11 protein-coding genes are annotated in these 16,614 nt (G+C 46.3%); 6 read left to right on the top strand and 5 right to left on the bottom strand.

Annotation, left to right across the window (positions count from 1 at the left end; translation table 11 throughout):
• Nucleotides 1-226 precede the first annotated feature (226 nt).
• Together J0L70_RS09415 and J0L70_RS09410 are read left to right on the top strand one after the other, a co-directional pair.
• The gene (locus J0L70_RS09415; RefSeq protein ID WP_287454201.1) at nt 227-1,219 is read left to right on the top strand and encodes a helix-turn-helix transcriptional regulator; all 993 of its coding nucleotides are present in this window, start codon (nt 227-229) and stop codon (nt 1,217-1,219) included.
• A gap of 176 nt (nt 1,220-1,395) precedes the next feature.
• The gene (locus J0L70_RS09410) at nt 1,396-3,939 is read left to right on the top strand and encodes a TonB-dependent receptor domain-containing protein (RefSeq protein WP_287454199.1); all 2,544 of its coding nucleotides are present in this window, start codon (nt 1,396-1,398) and stop codon (nt 3,937-3,939) included.
• Nucleotides 3,940-4,041: 102 nt separating this feature from the next.
• Here the strand turns inward: J0L70_RS09410 and J0L70_RS09405 are convergent, their stop codons facing one another.
• Both J0L70_RS09405 and J0L70_RS09400 read right to left on the bottom strand, forming a co-directional pair.
• Nucleotides 4,042-4,854, bottom strand: a complete 813-nt coding sequence (locus J0L70_RS09405) for an ABC transporter ATP-binding protein (RefSeq protein WP_026148399.1) — start codon at nt 4,852-4,854, stop codon at nt 4,042-4,044.
• 267 nt (nt 4,855-5,121) lie between these two features.
• Nucleotides 5,122-6,855 (bottom strand): ABC transporter ATP-binding protein, encoded by a 1,734-nt coding sequence (locus J0L70_RS09400; protein WP_287454196.1) that lies wholly within the window; start codon nt 6,853-6,855, stop codon nt 5,122-5,124.
• Between the two features lie 341 nt (nt 6,856-7,196).
• On the opposite strand from J0L70_RS09400, the gene J0L70_RS09395 reads away from it, so the two are divergent.
• The 4 genes from J0L70_RS09395 to J0L70_RS09380 all read left to right on the top strand — a co-directional run bounded on the left by J0L70_RS09395 (nt 7,197) and on the right by J0L70_RS09380 (nt 13,188).
• The gene (locus tag J0L70_RS09395; RefSeq protein ID WP_287454195.1) at nt 7,197-8,168 is read left to right on the top strand and encodes an AraC family transcriptional regulator; all 972 of its coding nucleotides are present in this window, start codon (nt 7,197-7,199) and stop codon (nt 8,166-8,168) included.
• A 144-nt stretch (nt 8,169-8,312) separates the two neighbouring features.
• Entirely contained in the window at nt 8,313-10,874 is a 2,562-nt protein-coding gene (locus tag J0L70_RS09390; RefSeq protein WP_287454194.1) for a TonB-dependent receptor domain-containing protein, read from the top strand.
• Complete coding sequence (locus tag J0L70_RS09385) at nt 10,874-11,887, top strand: iron-siderophore ABC transporter substrate-binding protein (RefSeq protein ID WP_287454192.1); 1,014 nt, start codon at nt 10,874-10,876, stop codon at nt 11,885-11,887. Before J0L70_RS09390 ends, J0L70_RS09385 begins: the two co-directional genes overlap by 1 nt.
• A gap of 56 nt (nt 11,888-11,943) precedes the next feature.
• Nucleotides 11,944-13,188: an MFS transporter gene (locus J0L70_RS09380; RefSeq protein ID WP_287454191.1), complete on the top strand. Its 1,245-nt coding sequence runs from the start codon at nt 11,944-11,946 to the stop codon at nt 13,186-13,188.
• Here the strand turns inward: J0L70_RS09380 and J0L70_RS09375 are convergent.
• From J0L70_RS09375 to J0L70_RS09365, 3 genes are all read right to left on the bottom strand, one after another.
• Nucleotides 13,169-14,182 (bottom strand): iron-siderophore ABC transporter substrate-binding protein, encoded by a 1,014-nt coding sequence (locus J0L70_RS09375; protein ID WP_287454189.1) that lies wholly within the window; start codon nt 14,180-14,182, stop codon nt 13,169-13,171. The genes J0L70_RS09380 and J0L70_RS09375 overlap by 20 nt on opposite strands.
• Nucleotides 14,183-14,191: 9 nt before the next feature.
• Complete coding sequence (locus tag J0L70_RS09370; protein ID WP_287454187.1) at nt 14,192-16,396, bottom strand: TonB-dependent siderophore receptor; 2,205 nt, start codon at nt 16,394-16,396, stop codon at nt 14,192-14,194.
• 120 nt (nt 16,397-16,516) lie between these two features.
• Nucleotides 16,517-16,614: IS1 family transposase (locus J0L70_RS09365; protein WP_502711026.1), on the bottom strand; the 98-nt coding region annotated here is incomplete at its 5' end.

Genomic DNA, 16,614 nt, shown 5'->3' with positions numbered 1-16,614 from the left:
GTGATCTATTCTGATCTCACTCTAAATCACTCACTTCGTTAGTTTAACGAGCAAAAATGGCATAAAAACAATCTTGGAACATGTAATAATCGGCTGAGACTTCATAATTATTGAGAATTAATATGAATAGTATCTCAAAACAAGCTAAAATCTTCGAGAGACTAAACAACCAAATTTGTTGAAGTTCCTACCGTTTAAGTTCCTATCAAAGTTTGTGGCGATCAAAATGGACATCGTGACGCAAGGCGAATTCAATGATCTGTGGCAAGCTGCACTAGAAGCAGATCAAGTTTGGACGTGGCAAGGTCACGAAGGACTGCGCCAATTACCGCAAGCATTGGGACAAGGGCAAAGACGATTAACGGTTTTCCGAGAAGGATTTCAGCTTTGGTTAGATAACGTGATCTACGATCGACCCATTCATTTAGATTATGTGTATCAACTTCCTCAACTCACGCTAACGTTTTATCTATCCGGTGATTTTCGGATTGTGAATCCTGGTTTAGCGAAAGAGGAAGATCGCTCTGAAGAGAATGGAGAAAGCTGTATTTGCTATCTTCCTGATGTTCGCTCGATCGAATATTATCCAGCCCAAAAACCGCTACAACGCCTAACATTGAGTGTCGGTCTTGAATTTTTACGATCGTACGCTCTCGATCAAACATTTCCCCTCCTGATTCGGCGACTCTTAGACGGACAGCCGATTGACCCCTTTCACCAAACCTTTGGGATCGCGGCTCGTACCATTCAGCCCATGATTCAGCAGATTTTGTCTTGTTCCTATCAAGGTGCATTGCGGCAGATGTTTTTAGAAAGTAAATCTCTAGAACTGCTAACCTTACAGCTTGCACGTTGGGCAAAAGATGAACAACAACCCATACCATCAACAGCCTGGAAATCTCAGGATTTGGAAAAGCTTGAGCGGGCAAAAGAGATTCTACAATGCTCGATCGAATATCCTCCTTCACTGGTCGATTTAGCGCAACAGGTTGGATTGAATGACTGCAAACTCAAACAGGGCTTTCGTCAGCTCTTCGGAACGACAGTGTTTGGCTATCTGAGAGCTTGCCAGATGGAACGAGCCAAACAATTGTTGAGAGAAAGTGATCTTTATATTACGGACATTGCTGCCAAGGTTGGTTACAGCAGCTTACCTGCTTTCAGTAACGCATTCTACAGACAAGTTGGAATGAGTCCACACAAATTCCGACGTAGTTAAACCGCAGTTTATTTAATCGAGATTCAATCACTATTTATTGCAAATATTGCTCCGTTTTGATTAAGTCAGCTCCCGATTGCGTAAGACTTTTTCTAGCGACTTTGATAAGCTAATTTTTAGCTCACTATTAGAACTAAATCCTAATAAGGGCGCACTAAAGTTTTGTGTGAGGCGGTATGAATCGGGCGTTGTGGTACTCTAGTTTTCCGCTGTTTTGGTTAGTGTGTCAGTCAACTGCGATCGCAGAATCTCCAGTGAAACGGCTTCAAGAATTTGAGCAGGTTTCTCGATCGGCAACACTACTATCGCAGTCATCTGAAGAACTCCAAACCGATAGAATTCAGATTACAGATGTACGATTCGTGCCCACTGCAACCGGGGTTGATGTTGTTTTGGAGGCTGTAAAACCTCTTGCTCCACCTGTGTTAACAACAAGCGATCGGACTCTCATTGCTGAGTTTGAGAATGCAGTTTTAGCACTTCCTCAAGGTCAAACCTATCAGGTAGACGCTCCAGCAGAAGGCATTCAGCGAGTCACTGTTCAATCGATCGCCCCGAATCGGGTACAAGTAAGCATCACGAGCGCAAACGAGACTCCGACCGCAACAATCCGAGCAAGCCAAGCTGGAATTACACTAGCGATCGTCGCACCAACCGAAACAGCAGAAGACGAAGAAGAAGTTGTCGTGACAGCCACTCGAACTCAGGAAACCCGTCGCGATGTTCCCCAATCGATTACAACGATCGATCGGAATCAACTTCAGCAACAGTTTGCAGTCTCTCGTGATGTTTCTGATGCGTTGAGCAAACTCGTTCCGGGACTTGCGCCACCCAACGAGCGAAACAATATTTTTGGGCAAACATTACGAGGACGGAATGTTACTGTTTTAATTGATGGGATTCCTCAAGCAACGACCCCTAATGTTTTTCGGGATTTGCAAACGATCGATCCAAGTGTCATCGAACGGATCGAAGTGCTGCGCGGTGCAACGGCTCTTTATGGAGATGGTGCAACCGGAGGTGTGATCAATCTCATTACTCGCACTCCTGCCCAGAATCGGCTCACAGCTACGACCGAAATTGGAGTGAATACATCGCTGACGGGATCAGAAAATGCTTGGGGTCAAACCGTGCAGCAAACCTTCTCCGGAACAGAAGGCAATGTTGGCTATGTGCTCAGTGCTGGAATCGCAAACATTGGTAGTTTCTTTGATGCCAATGGCGATCGTATTGCACTCGATCCGACTGGACAAGGAGGACTATCCGATGCAGATTCGATCAATTTATTTGGCAAGTTCGTTTACACGCCAGACCAAAATCAACGCTTAGTGCTGTCAGCCAGTCGTTTTGAATATCAACAAGATCCCGCATTTACCAGTGATCCGATCGTCGCTCGCCTAGCAGGTCGCCAACGAGCGCGAGTTCTAGAGGGGCTGAATCTGGAAGATGAACCTGGAACTAAAAACTCGATTTTCAATTTGGAATACACTCATCAAAATGTGTTGGGGAGTCGAGTACGTGGACAAATCTACTATCGGGATGTTTTAGCACGCTTCTTTCCCTTCGATGCTCGCAACACTGCAAGCTTAGGACGTTTGATTTTTCAGTCACGAGTTGAATCTCAACGATTTGGAACTCGTTTTGATGTTGAAACTCCACTCACAGCGAACAAAGCCGTAAACTTACTCTGGGGGCTGGATTTTAGTCATGAAAATTCTCGGCAGCCTGTATCGTTTTTTGATCCCGCCACCTTTGACAATAGCAATGGCTTAGCATTTCGGAAGTTAGGCGATCGCACTTGGACACCGCCAATTACAACGAATAGCTTGGGGTTATTCGGACAACTCGAAGCTCGACTCAGCGATCGTCTCCTTGTGCGGGGAGGAATCAGGCATGAACGGGCTGCGGTGAGTGTCGATAACTTTGCGACAATTGCAAATAATTCGGTCACAGGCGGCAAGGTGAACTATGATGAAACCTTATTTAATCTGGGAACCGTTTATCGAATTACGCCGCAAGTCAGTGCATTTGCTAGTTTTTCTCAAGGCTTCTCACTTGCCGATATTGGACGAGTTTTAAGAGCCGCACCCAACAATTTCCAGTTCGAGCGAGTGCAACCTGAACCCCAAAAAGTGAATAACTATGAAATTGGTCTGCGTGGAGAATGGCGCAACGTTCAAGCTTCTATTTCGGGCTTCTATAGTACCTCAAACCTAGGGACTACATTCGCTGCCAGTTTTGTTGACATTATCCGTGCTCCTGAACAAATTTATGGCGTAGAAGCAACCTTAGATGTGCAACCCAGCCGAAACTGGAATCTAGGACTGACTGCAAGTTTAGCAGAAGGTCGGATTGATGCTAACAATGATGGGGATTACGAAAACTTCCTAGATGGTTTCCGCATTCCACCTTTGAAGCTCACAGCTTATGTGGAAAATGAAACGCTTCCAGGCTGGCGCAATCGTTTACAACTGCTGTACTCTGGTACTCGCAACCAGTTCAACAATAGTACTGCGTTTGGTCGTCAAGCGGTTAACGATTACATCACTGTAGATTTTGTTAGTCAGATCAAAGTTGGAAGCGGCACTCTACAGGTTGCGATCGAGAACCTATTGAATGCAGATTACTTCCCAGTCGTTTCTCAATTGCAAACGAGCGACACCCAATACTTAGCAGGGCGCGGGCGATCTCTCAGTGTGCGCTATGGTTTCACCTGGTAGCAAATTTTGCTGATAGAACGACTGAGCATTCGATGACTCAATCGTTCTATCAGTGAAGTGATGCAGGATTATTACGAAAAATATGTGCGATCGCGCTAGAGCTTACGATCGCGCAATATTTTTCGCTTTCTGGCTAATTGGAACACACATGGGCGTTCCTGCGATCGGATCGCTAAAGATCTGGCAGTCTAAATCAAATACCGCCCGTACAATCTCTGCGGTCATCACAGATTCAGGATCTCCGGCTGCAAAAATTCGCCCTGCTTGAACTGCGACGAGGTAATCTGCATACCGACAAGCTTGATTGAGATCATGAAGTACCATCACGATCGTTCTTCCTTCCCGCTGATTTAGGTCATACAGCAAATCTAAAATTTCAATCTGATGGGCTAAGTCTAAAAATGTTGTTGGTTCATCTAGCAGCAAAATCTCAGTATCTTGCGCGAGTGCCATTGCAATCCAAGCGCGTTGGCGTTGTCCACCGGAGAGCGTATCTAATGCACGATCGGCAAATTGGGTTAAATCCGTAATCTCTAATGCACGCTGAACAATCTTTTCATCCTGAGGAGACCACTGTTGCAGCCAATTTTGATACGGATAGCGTCCTTGAGCCACCAGATCTTTGACCGTGAGTCCTTCAGGAGCAACCGGATTTTGCGGCAGTAATCCTAGCTGTTGCGCGACTTCTTTTGTGGGTCGTTGAAAAATTGACTTGCTATCTAAGTACACTGCCCCGCTCACAGGCTTCAACAACCTTGCTAATCCACGTAGAAGCGTGGATTTACCACATCCGTTTGCGCCAATTAAAGCGGTGATCTTGCCAGTAGGAATCGCAAGAGTTAAATCCTGGACAATCACTGTTCCGTCATAAGCAAGAGAAAGATCGCGAGCTATCAGTGTCGCAGGATTTGACATGAGAAAAATTGTCATTAGATTGAACTAAGTCTGATTTAATCAGAATTTTGCTCTTTTGTGAACCCGGTCAATCAGGCAAGTGTTCCGAGCGTCTGATTATAATTTCACCCCTATATACTTGCCATTAATTCTTAGCTATGGCAGCGCGCATGTGTCGAGTTATCACAAAAGCTCAAGAATAGAGCCTGTCCTGTTTGACATAGATATATTGTTTGATGTGGGTTGTAAGAGTCTGCGGCAAATTCATCGACTTCATGCTGAATCGTTCTAATTCGCGCTCATCCTCAGCAAGCGAGCAAATTGTGAGTGCGCTTGCTGGGTTAACGTTTCGCGATCGCCATATTCGACAATTTTTCCTTGTTCCAGTATCAAAATCTGATCTACGCGTTGGAGTGTGGGTAAGCGATGCGCAATAATAATTCCTGTCCGATGTTCAAGCAGTCGATCCATTGCTCCTTCAATCATTTTTTCAGTCTGCGGATCTAGCCGAGAAGACGCTTCATCTAGAATTACGAGACTAGGATTCTTCAGAAAAACACGCACCAATGCAAGTAACTGCGCCTGTCCTGCGGATAGACCTGTGCTATCTGCTCCCAATTGAGTGTTTAGCCCATCCGGCAGCGATCGTAACCATGGTGTTAAGCCTAATAATTCAAGCGTTTCTAAAATGTAGGCATCTGAGATTTGATCGTTGAAAAAAGTAAGATTATCCCGTACACTCGCTTGAAAGATCTGCACATCTTGTGTTACTAATCCGACTCGCGATCGCAGGTCTGAAAGTGAGAGATCAGCGATCGCAAAATCTCCCAAACGAATCTCACCGGACTGAATGTCATATAGTCTTAGAAGCAACCGAGCGATCGTGCTTTTACCGCTGCCTGTATGCCCTAATATTCCAAGAATTTGCCCTGCTGGCAGGTGAAACGATAGATTTTGCAATGTCCAGTTCTCAGACTCATATCGAAAACACACTTGCTTAAAAGAAATCGCACAAGCACCAGAACTTAAAACAGCCTGCCCACAATCATTGAATGCTGCCTCTATGTTGAGCAACTGATGAATCCGCTGAATACTTGCTTCAACCTGTTGGAGTTGCTCAAGTTCTTCTCGAATTCGTTCGATTGGCTTTGCAAGAAGGTTTGTATAGTGAAAAATGAGATAAGCCGTTCCGATCGTAATCGCATTTCTCGACCAAAGATAAGCAGAGAGAAATAGCGCGATCGCATTGCCAATCGTAAATAATCCCACGCTGGTAAACCATAGGACTGTGCTAGCAAATCTCGCTTTTTGATAAACCGGAAGCCAGCGTTGCAGCAGTTCATAAAAGCGAAACATCACATAGTTCACAGCCCCATTTGCGCGAATGTCTTCTCGCCCAGCAATGTGTTCTCCAATCGTGCCATAGTACTCAGCACTAATTTGGCGATACTCTGCCCAAGGCGCGATCGCGATTGATCTTTGTGCCAATAGCGCAATCAGAGCCACGATCGCAAAAGCCGTCAAGCTCATTCCTGCTAGCCGATTCTCGAAACACAAAACAATGAGAATTCCAAACAGAAGCAGACTGTTACCGAGTACATGAATTACTAGCTCAGAAAAGAATTTAGAAAGTAGATTCACATCCCCATCAATTCTTTCAAGCATTTCTCCGGGCGTGTGTGCTTTGTGAAAAGATAGATCCAATCGCAGACAATGTTCTGCTAAATCCACTCGAAGTGCATTTGTTGCCGTCCATGCGACAATTTCGCTGAGAAAGGTTGCCGCGATCTCAGTGCCTTGCGTGAGAAGCGCGATCGCAATAAACGCGATCGTTGCAGTCAGTAAAGCTTGCTGCGATCCGCCTTGCACAGCAGTATCAATAAAGTAACCCAGAATTTGAGGATTGATGATTTGGAGGGCGATACTGGTGAGCAGTGCGATCGCTAATCCCAAAACGCGCTTCCATTGAGGCATGAGATAGTCAGCGAGCAGGAGTTTGTATTGTTGAAGAGCATTCTGCATCGTCGCACTAACGGAACAGCCAAAAAGAACACAGCATAGTCTACCGTGTTGAGATCGCGACAGAAAGATGATTTTGACTGCTAACGGGAGTTTTTTGGCTCCTAAACGGATTTTCTAAACCAGATTTAGGAGAACTGCCTTATACGAGTTATGCATTGAGTATGATCGCAATTGGGCTTTGTGTCTATTTCTCCCTCAGATTTTTTCGACTGCAATCGCCGCTACTTTGCAGTCTTTTTCTGACAAACTATTTGACAATAATTTGCATTTAACTCTACACTAACCTGTACAAATTCTGCTGACTGTTTCAAACCTACAGACGTTCACTGCGGTTTAGATTCATGCCTCTGCTCATTTCTGCTGATGATGTACCTCTCATTAGTCCAACGACCCGCGAATTAAGCCTTGACAATCCTGAATGTGGCAGGGTTTACCGATGGGATAGTAATTTATGCGAAGGACTCAATCTGTTAGTAGATGACTATCAACTGGTCGAGGATTTGGTTGTAGAGTATTCCGCCAGCGATCACAGTGCTGAACCGGAGTTGGAATTGAGTTTTTGCCTACTGGGAATGAATCGAAATGAAGGAATTCGGGCTGGACAAAATTTTTTGAGTATCTCCTGGGATGTTTTTGATGGCAGCATGATGCGGTGGAAAGGGGGCGATCGCATTCTCAAGTTTGACATCCATTTCAGTTCGACATTCTTGAAGCGTTTGGTGGAAGAAGACTTTGATTTGCTACCGATCGATTTAGTGCAAATTTTGCAAGAACCGAGCGATCGCGAGTTTTGGCAGATGGGAAAGACGACTCCTGAAATGCAGACGACGCTGCGGCAAATTCTGGATTGTCCGTATCAGGGCGTAACGCGCAAAATGTATTTGGAAGCCAAAGCGATCGAACTGATTGCAATGCGTCTCGCAACACTAGGTGAGCCATTGAAGCCGATCCCCCAAGCTCCCCTCAAATCAGACGAGATTGACCGAATCTATTGGGCAAGAGATATTCTGCTAGAACAACTGAGTGATCCTCCTTCGCTGCTGGAGTTAGCTCGTCAAGTTGGGCTGAATGACTATAAATTGAAGTCTGGATTCCGGAATTGTTTTGGTACAACGGTCTTGGGCTATTTGCAAGCGGAGCGGATGAAATTAGCGCGATCGCTGTTGATTGATTCTGCGATGCGGGTGAAGGATGTCGCAGAGGTTCTGGGATATTGCAAAGCAAGTCAGTTTTCAGACGTGTTCAAACGGCATTTTGGCAGCACTCCCAAAGTGTATCAGCAGCAGTGTGGAGTCGTCAGCCTAGCTCGCTGATCCGGATTTGGGTCGAAAATAATCCGAATTTGGGAGTTTTTTGCTTTCGGCATAAACTCCTACTTCGGTATGTTATTGAGAGTGATTCCTGCTAAAACGAGTTCAGGTGCAGCAGCGATCTGACATGTTCTTATGGTGTGAGTTATGAAGTTACAGTTATTGGCGATCGCTGGGTGGAGTGTTCTTTCGATCTTGGCAACACCTCAGATTGTTCGTGCAGCGGAGAAAATCGATCTAGATCCGCGTCAACCTGCAAAAAGTGTGACGGAATGGATGGCTCAAATTGAAGCGGCGACAGTTCAAGTGAGCGCGGTAAAAGTAGAGCGCAGTGAGAATGAGCTTGATATTATCCTCGAAACCACAGATGGCAACCCTCTTAAAATCGGTGCGATTCGTGCAGAGCGCGATCGCTTAATTGCTGAAATTCCGAATGCACGATTGGCATTACCAGAAGGACAGAGCTTTCAAGCAGAGAACCCAACAGCAGATATTGCCTTGGTTCAGGTTATCCAAGAGAGTAATCAAATTCGAGTGTTCGTCATCGGTAAGAATGCTCTGCCTCAAACGCTCGTTACTTTGAGAACAGGACAGCAGAGCTATGCCCTGAACGAAGAAGAAGAATCCGAAGAAGAAGAAGTGGTCGTGACCGCCACTCGGACAGAGGAAGGGGTGCAGAATGTTCCGCGATCGGTCACAGTGGTCACTCGTGAACAAATTCAGGCACAGTCTAACGTCAATCGAGATTTGACTTCGATTCTTGGCACCTTAGTTCCAGGCTTAGGGGCAAGCTCCGAAGCTCAGCAAAGCTTTACGCAAACGCTGCGAGGTCGCCCGCCGCTCGTTTTGATTGATGGTGTGCCGATTAGCTCGAACATTGATAACGATACTTCCGTTGCGAACCTCCGCCGGATTGACATTGCCTCAATCGATCGCGTAGAAGTTGTGCGCGGACCTAGCGCAATCTATGGAGATGGCGCAGCCGGTGGTGTAATCAACATTATTACTCGACGCGCGGGTCAGAATCAGATTGTCTCGACTGCGGAAATTGGAGTGCGTTCTGTCGGCAATCTGCGATCGGGGAGTTTTGGCAACCTGCTTCAGTACGGATTTTCTGGACAACAGGGTAATGTCGATTTTGCAGCTTCGATTACTCGCGATAGTTTTGGGACACCATTTGATGCAGAAGGCGATCGCCCACCAATCTTTGCAGACTCCGAAGCGAATAGTACTTCGGTGAATCTATTCGGAAAATTAGGAGTTCAGCTCGATCCACAACAGCGATTCCAGATTACGGCGAACTACTTCAACGATGCACAAAGCCAGAATGGAGACTACGATCTAACTGTAGGCGCGATCCCTGGGATTCAGAAAGCACGGTTTTTGGATAGACCCGTTGAATTTATTGATAGCAGCGATCCGTTTAATCGGGGAACCCTCTTTCAATTTGACTATCGCCACGATCGAGTGCTGAATAGTAAATTGCAGGCGCAAGTCTACTATCGAGAAACCAAAACCGCAGCCTCTCTGTTTGATAACCGCGTCTTTGATGCAGATAGTCCATTAGTACTTGGGCGATCGGTGGTCACATCAGAGCGATTTGGCGGACGATTGCAGCTAGAAACGCCCTTAGCTTCTAATCTGAGTCTGCTTTGGGGTGCAGACTACTCTAGCGAAGATAGCGAAGGAAATTACGATGTCTTTGATGTCGATGAGTTTGATAGCAGTGGCGGGAGAAGAGCGCGGAGAATTGGCTCAGCGATTCGGATTGCCCCCTTTACAATTAAGAATTTGGGACTCTTTTCTCAACTTCAATGGGATGTGAGCGAAAAGCTTTCTCTCAGCGGTGGCGTGCGCTACGACAACTTTAATGTTTCTGTCGTCGATAATTGGATTGATGGCGAAACTGGGTTTGCAGCCCAAGGTGGAGACAAGACACTCAGCGATGTTGTGTTTAATGCAGGGATTGTCTATAAGCTCACTCCGCAAGTGAGTTTATTTACGAACTTTGCTCAAGGGTTTTCTCTTCCAAATCTGTCCCGAATTTTACAGCAACCCGCAGCAGGGTTTAATTTTGCTGAAGATGTAACGTTATCTGCACCGCAAAAAGTCGATAGCTATGAACTAGGAATTCGCGGTCGGTGGAGGAATGTTCAAGCCTCTCTGGCTGGATTTTATAGCTATTCGAGTTTAGGGACGACCGTCGAATTTACAGATATTGGTGATGAGTTTCGAGTGATTCGTTCTCCTCAGCGCAACTATGGGGTAGAACTCGCGGTGGATTGGCAGCCTAGCGATCGCTGGAAACTGGGCGGCACGTTGACCTGGAGCGAAGGAGAACGCGAAGATCCAGAAACACAGGAATTCCTCGCCATTACAGGATACGAAGTCTCGCCGCTAAAGCTCTCTGCTTATCTTGAGAATGAAACTTTACCCGGCTGGAACAATCGACTTCAGGCAGTCTATATCGGTCGCCGTAACCGCGCCTTTAATGCAGGCATTGATCCAGTTGGGATCGAGAGCTATCTAGTCGTTGATCTGATCAGCAGCCTCAAATTAGGCAATGGAACGCTGAGTTTGGGGGTGAAAAACCTCCTCAACAATCAATATCTCAATATTGGAAATCAACTCAGTGCAGGGTTTGATGATTCTTTTGGGGCTGCTTCTAGAGGACGAGCGTATACGCTAACCTATCGCTGGAGTTGGTAATGCGTCATATTCTGCGATCGCTAGGGTTGTTTTTTCTGGTCACAATCCTGATTGCCTGCCAGCCTCGTGTTGTGCAAAATACACCGCAGTCGGCAATTTCAGCCGATTGTCGCAACGTCGAACATGAGGGTGGTCGGACTCAAATCTGTGGCAAACCTCAGAAGGTCGCCATTCTTGAACCCAAGTTACTAAGTATGGCGTTAGCACTCGGCGTTCAGCCGATTGCTTATGCTGATTACTATCTTGTACGATCGCCCCGGTTCGATAATCCGAGCCAGCAAATCCCCTATGCGGGTCAATTTGTGACCAGTCAACCGATCAACCTAGGCAATCGCGATACGCCTTCTCTAGAACTTCTGAAGTTACTCAAACCGGACTTGATTTTGGATGTCAGTTGGCGGAAAAATCCATTGCTGTCAACGATCGCGCCAACCATTTCGATCGACATCGAAAAGACTTGGCAAAGTAATCTCAAAATCGTCGCTCAAGCGCTCGATCGCGAGAAAAACGTTGAAGCTGTTTTAACTTCCCATCAGCAAGCCCTCGATCGAGTCCGAACTCAATTGTCTTCATTGGTTGAAACTCATCCCAAGGTTTTGAGTGTGATCACCAGTCCGACGATGGATCACATCAGTCTGGATTACGAAGGTAACGCGATCCAGTTGCTACAAGAAATCGGCTTTCAACCTGTGGCTCCCTCCACGATTGATCCCTCATCGGCAGAACGGAGCCAAATTGATTTAGAAACCCTCGCTCAAATTGATGCGGATATCATTTTTGTCAATAGTTGGCTACCTTGGGATGGTCGATCGACCTATAACGTCTCTTTCCAAAATCTCCAGCGCAGGTGGGCAAATCAACCTCTACTCCACGCTTCGCAAGCCTGGAAAGAAAAGCGCATTTACTTCGTAGACTATTACCTCTGGATTGGTACAACAATGCCACCCATCGCTAACTTTCTGATTTTGGAACAACTGCCATCTCTTTTGCTCACCCCGAATCCAAGTCTATGAATTAACGCTCTTTTTCTTCTGCAAAGCCGACAATTTGATTCACTAACGACTTCTCTGTGCGTACTTTTATTATTCTCTGGTTGGGTCAACTTGTCTCAACGATCGGGACTTACATGACCGGATTTGCTCTCGAACTGTGGACTTGGGAACTCACTGGTTCTGCAACTCCTCTCGCTTTGATTGGCTTCTTTTTCCAAGCTCCTCGCATTCTGATTAACTTGGTTTCTGGCGTAATTGTCGATCGCTTTCATCGGAAACACCTCATGCTGCTCGGAGATACGATCGCTGTTCTCTCTAGCATGTTTCTACTTTTACTATCGCTCACTCACACGTTGCAACTGTGGCATCTATATTTCACAACAGTGATCGTGAGTATTTTCAGCCAACTACAAGAACTTTCGTACTCTGCATCCATTAGCTTACTTGTGCCAGTGCAGCAGTATACTCGCGTCAGTAGTATGGGTTCCGCATTACACTATGGTTCCTTGATTATTGCACCCGCGATCGCAGCTAGTCTTTATCCAATCATCGGCATAAATGGCATTTTAGGAATAGATTGCTTCACGTTTTTGATCGCGCTCGCAACATTACTGCCGCGCCGAATTCCCCAACCCGAGCAAGCTGAGACTCCGGTTGATCTTTGGCAAGATCTGAGTGCGGGCTTTCGGCTTCTCTTGAGTCATCCTCCTTTAAGGAATTTACTACTGCTGACGTTGCCGTTTGGATTTGTGCATGACTTAGGGGAAAATCTCTATACCCCAATGGTGCTAGCGAGAACAAGCGGGAGTGCAGCAGTTTTAGGACAGATTGGGATTGCAGCAGGAATTGGCGGAGTCACAGGTGCGATCGCAGTCACACTTTGGGGGGGCTTCCGGCAACCGATACGAGGCGTTCTCGTTTCGATGATAGGCGCAGGATTGAGCAAAATGACCGTCGGGCTAGGGCGATCGGCGCAGGTTTGGCTCCCGGCTCAGTTCTGCTCGTCTAGTAACTTTCCACTGATGGAAAGTTCCGAAACAGCGATTTGGATGACCAATGTGAAACCAGGAGAGCAAGGCAGAGTGTTTGCTGCAAATTCATTGTTGGGGCAGTGTTTATCCGCGATCGCGGCACTGATTGCAGGACCACTCGGCGATCAGATTGTCGAACCTGCAATGACTTCTTCAACAGGTTTAGTTCGGTGGATGTTTGGTTCTAGCCCTGGATCAGGATTTGCTTTGATTTACACAAGTTGTTCACTGAGTATGATTGCGATCGCACTTTACGGCTTGAACGCCCAGTTCAAGGAAGAAGATACTTGAACAGATCGTCGATCACCGCATTTGCCGCTAAAGGACCGCTGCCAATCCAGTAATCTAGAACCTCATAGACCTTTCCCTGCTGTACGGCATGCAGCTTTGACCAGAGCGGATCAGACAACAGGCGCTGGCGGGTTTTACCAATTTTAGAATCAGTCGGGTCAACAATCACAAAAATTGCATCTCCATCGGCTGCATCGAATTGTTCGTTAGAAATTCCGTATTGGATGGGACTGATCCCGCCTTTACGCTGTGTTGCTTCTGTATCAATATCCTGTGAGGCAGGACGAGCGAGGGCTGCGTCTTTGAGAATGCTGCCATTAAAGCCTGAAGTCGTATAGACCGTAATCATTTCAGGATAGAGGTAGACGATCGAGACTTTAGGCGGTTGCGCGTGATCGCCCATTTTCGCTTTGAATTCTGCTAAACGCTGATAGTAGTTCGCCATGACTTGTTCAGCTTGCTGCGATCGCCCCAACGTTCTAGCAACGAAGGTGAACATATCTTTCCACTCACCGCTATGGTTGAATTTGGTTAATACTGTTGGTGCAATCTGAGAAGCTTGGCGGTAAATGGAAGATTGGTAATCATACCCCAGAATTAAGTCAGGTTTCAACGCCAAAATCTTTTCTAGATTCGGTTCACCATTGCTTCCTACACTGAGAATTGAGCCTGCTTGTCGTTTGAGCTGAGGGGATGTTAAATCAACATCGACAGTAGCAATCGGTTGAATCCCTAACGCGATCGCACTCTCCAAACTCAGCGAACCGAGCGTAATCACTCGCTGAGGATGGAGCGGGACACAGGTTTCCCCTGCACTATGTTGGATTAGACGGCACTCTGATGCAGGTTGAAAAGCCGCCAAGGAGCCGCGAGCCTGTGACTGTATCGCAAAGCGATCGGAATTGCAAGCTACAGCTAATACGCTTATAACTAACCCCAAGCATAAGTAAAAGATACAGTGACCCTGAGGAAAATGCTTCGCAACGCGGTTCATCCAATTCTCCTAGAATACAACAGACAATGAGCCTGTGACTGTGAACGGCTCGCCAACATACACACCTAGACGACTCTCATCTGAACCTGTAAAGTATTTTGTGTTGAACAAGTTGCGGAAGTTAATTGCCGCACGCCATTTATCTTGGTTGTAGAAGATAGCAGCATCTGTGCGAACATAGCTTGGAATTTCGTAAGTATTCGACAAATCACCAAAGCGATCGCCCACAAAATTCATCCCAAAACCAACCCCTAATCCCTTCAAACTGCCGCGCTGAAGTTCATAGGTCGTCCATAAATTCGCTGCATTTCTGGGCGTATTGTCCAAGCGTTTATCCTGGAAGTCTGACTCGTCCTCGCTCACAAACGCATTAGTATGCGCGTAGGAAGCAATCACCTTCCAGCCTGGGACAATCTCCCCAACTAGGTCAAATTCAATTCCTCGGCTGCGCTGTTCCCCAGTCTGTAGCTGGTCGTTCGGATCGCTAGAGGTGGGATCATCGGTAGTCACATTTTTCTTACGCAAATCATAAAATGCTAAGGTCGCTGTCAAATTACGAGCTAAATCAGCTTTGATGCCAGCTTCTAACTGTTGACCTATTTCCGGTTTAAATGGAGAGCCGTCTCCATTGCGATTTGTTCCAGAGTTTGCTTTGAATGCAGTCGTGTAAGAGGCATAAAGTGAAATCGCTGGAACCGGTTGATAGACGATCCCAAATCGAGGACTCAATCGACTGTCACGCTGCTCAAACTCTTGTCTTGGTTCTCCAAAGCCTTCGGTACTTCGGTTTTGAGTGTAGCTATCATAGCGCCCACCGATGAGCAGTTTCAAATTAGAAGCAAGTTCAACTTGATCTTGGACATAAATCCCTAGTTTGTTGATTGTGTCATCGCGGAAGAAGTTATAAAGTTCCTCTTTGGGATATTCCACACCATCGTAGGTGGGATCAAAAATATTGATTGTGCGGTAAGGATCACCGATCGCGAATTTTGGTTTATCCCTCTGTCGTCCGTAGTCTACGCCAACAAGCAGTTGATGATTGACTGAACCTGTCGAAAACCTAGCAATCAAATCCGTCTGAGTCGTGATTGTCTGATATTCCCCTGCAGCAAAATAGGTTGCAAGTTCTAGATCACCCGTTGCTTCATCGAATGAATTGCGGAGCGGAAAATATCGCTCTGGATTGACCCATTGAGCACGAAATGCGTTTCTTAAAGTCAATTGTTCATTAAACTGGTGGGTCAGCAGGTAGCCAACACTAAAATCATTGACACTAAACTCCTGAAAAGGTTCGCCCAGAAATCGACTGCGTGGTAAATCTGTGATCCCAGTCCCGATCGCTAAAAAGCCATCATCCGCAGTGCGACGTTCATTCCGATAGGTTGCGTTCAGCGTTAGCGTTGTGTTTTTCCCGAATGCTAACTGTACGACAGGAGAGAGAAACACCCCTTCACTCGACACAAAATCACGGAAGCTTCCTGCATCTTTGTAATAGCCATTGAATCGGTAAAGAGCTGTTTTGTCTGAGTTTAGCGCACCCGAAAAATCAGCCCCAACTCGAACAGCGCGATAGCTCCCTGCTGATCCCTCTAGCGAATAGTAGGGATTGCGGAGGGGTTGCTTGGAAACGAGATTGATGATTCCGCCTGGTTCTGCTTCTCCAAACAAGATTGAAGCTGGACCTTTCAACACTTCGACGCGCTCTAAATCAGCCGTTTCTAAAGCACCAAAGGTAAAGTATCGAATTCCATCTCGAAAGTAATTACCATCAAAAGCCGAAACTCTAAATCCTCGAATCTTTAAACTATTTTCAAACCCCTGATAAAGCCCTAAATTATTGACCCCACTCACGTTTTGAACTGCATTTCCTAAAGAGTTGCTCGTTGCATTTAACCCCTGATCTCTCAGGATTTCTTGCGGAATGACCTGAATCGATTGCGGAATATCGCGAATTGGGGTGTCTGTTTTAGTCGCAGTTGACGCATTCGGAGCGCGATAGCCGCTCGGCTGCTGATCTCCTGTAATCACGATTTCTTCTTCTAGCTCTTGTTCAGACTCTGGTTGCTGTGCTTGAATCTGTGATCGCCATTCCTGAACTGTAGTGGCAGGTTGCTGCCATTCCGATAACGTTTTAACCTCTGGCTCGACTGCAATTCCAGGAGTTGCGAGTAGAACTATACTTCCAGCCAAAAGAATTGATCGATAGTTTGCCATAACTCTGCCACCACACAATATTGATAGCTATTAACTAAGAACTATTCTCAACAGCATATCGGACGATCGGGGTTGTTTTGTAACCCTGATGGGTAGTGTTCTAGATGTGTGGGCATAACGTTATACTGCTCGCCCGAACTCATGACGATTGATGAATAATCCAATCACAGTATCATGCATCTTCTCAGTCTTGGAAAAACAGATCGTCTTTCTGGCAA

The sequence above is a fragment of the Leptolyngbya sp. UWPOB_LEPTO1 genome, assembly GCF_017302695.1.
In the GTDB taxonomy this organism is placed as follows: domain Bacteria; phylum Cyanobacteriota; class Cyanobacteriia; order Leptolyngbyales; family Leptolyngbyaceae; genus Leptolyngbya; species Leptolyngbya boryana.
Note: the sequence above shows the minus strand (reverse complement) of the source record. Positions and strands in the feature narration are given on the sequence as shown.

Bases quoted from the DNA above. Each gene is read 5' to 3' on its own strand.
- J0L70_RS09415 (WP_287454201.1), top strand. From the start codon at position 227: ATGGACATCGTGACGCAAGGCGAATTCAATGATCTGTGGCAAGCTGCA.
- J0L70_RS09410 (WP_287454199.1), top strand. From the start codon at position 1,396: ATGAATCGGGCGTTGTGGTACTCTAGTTTTCCGCTGTTTTGGTTAGTG.
- J0L70_RS09405 (WP_026148399.1), bottom strand. From the start codon at position 4,854: ATGTCAAATCCTGCGACACTGATAGCTCGCGATCTTTCTCTTGCTTAT.
- J0L70_RS09400 (WP_287454196.1), bottom strand. From the start codon at position 6,855: ATGCAGAATGCTCTTCAACAATACAAACTCCTGCTCGCTGACTATCTC.
- J0L70_RS09395 (WP_287454195.1), top strand. From the start codon at position 7,197: ATGCCTCTGCTCATTTCTGCTGATGATGTACCTCTCATTAGTCCAACG.
- J0L70_RS09390 (WP_287454194.1), top strand. From the start codon at position 8,313: ATGAAGTTACAGTTATTGGCGATCGCTGGGTGGAGTGTTCTTTCGATC.
- J0L70_RS09385 (WP_287454192.1), top strand. From the start codon at position 10,874: ATGCGTCATATTCTGCGATCGCTAGGGTTGTTTTTTCTGGTCACAATC.
- J0L70_RS09375 (WP_287454189.1), bottom strand. From the start codon at position 14,182: ATGAACCGCGTTGCGAAGCATTTTCCTCAGGGTCACTGTATCTTTTAC.
- J0L70_RS09370 (WP_287454187.1), bottom strand. From the start codon at position 16,396: ATGGCAAACTATCGATCAATTCTTTTGGCTGGAAGTATAGTTCTACTC.